Annotated in this window: 1 protein-coding gene; it reads left to right on the top strand. The window is 50.7% G+C overall.

What is annotated here, in order from left to right; genetic code table 11:
- Positions 1–69 precede the first annotated feature (69 nt).
- The gene (locus I5W_RS29335; RefSeq protein WP_199901695.1) at positions 70–771 is read left to right on the top strand and encodes a DNA cytosine methyltransferase; all 702 of its coding nucleotides are present in this window, start codon (positions 70–72) and stop codon (positions 769–771) included.
- Positions 772–856: the final 85 nt, after the last annotated feature.

The following is an 856-nucleotide window of genomic DNA, read 5'->3' as shown; positions in this document are numbered from 1 at the left end:
ACCAAGGTTTTTGTTGTTTGAGACGTAGCCATATTTGGTCAACTTCGAGGCAAACGCTATTTAGCTGAGATGCAGGAACGCCTGTCGAACTATCATTTGGTTCCCCATTTTTACAATGCTGCTGACTATGGGTTGCCGCAAACCCGAGAACGATTCATCGTAGTAGGCGAACGCCGAGATCAAGAGGGAGACTTTTCAATACCGCTCCGAACAGTAGCAAAGTGGCGCACCGTTGGAGAAGTCCTCAGCGACTTACCTGAGCCGCCACTTGACTATTCTGTACACCCACTTTTTGCAAATCATCAACGAGCAAAAGTAACTGCAATCAACATCGAGCGCTTCAGCCACGTTCCTCAAGGAGGGGGGTGGCGCAATATCCCTGAGCATTTAAGACTACCTTGCCATCAAGGCGTAGATCCTTCTTCTGGTGGCTGGCCCGATGTATATGGTCGCCTACGTTTTGACGGTCAGTGCCCAACAATCACGGGTGGCTTCGACAGCTTCACCAGAGGCAGATATGGGCATCCGACTCAAGATAGGCCAATTACGCCGCGAGAAGCTGCAAGAATGCAGGGTTTTCCCGACTCCTTTGTTTTTGAAGGAAACCGTGGAGACGTCCGCTCTCAAATTGGAAATGTAGTTCCACCGCCTCTCGCAGAAGCGGTTGGAATTGAGGTTTTGCGTGCTTTACTCATCTCGGACGGTTACCTAAGCCCTGATATGAAGATACACACAACGGCTAGACAGACGGAGCTCGATTTAGTTGAGTAACGATCGCCGCCAAGCCAGAGGTTAATAACGCCCCAAGGGATTGGACTGGAACGACCTCACGCCTACCAAGGGTCATGTAGCGTCC

The sequence above is a fragment of the Herbaspirillum sp. B65 genome (assembly GCF_000333555.1).
GTDB classification, from domain to species: Bacteria; Pseudomonadota; Gammaproteobacteria; order Burkholderiales; family Burkholderiaceae_D; genus Herbaspirillum; species Herbaspirillum rubrisubalbicans.
This window is presented reverse-complemented; position numbering and strand designations above follow the sequence as displayed.

What these genes read in the sequence shown, in the direction of transcription:
- I5W_RS29335 (WP_199901695.1), top strand. Translation starts at nt 70, where the DNA reads ATGCAGGAACGCCTGTCGAACTATCATTTGGTTCCCCATTTTTACAAT.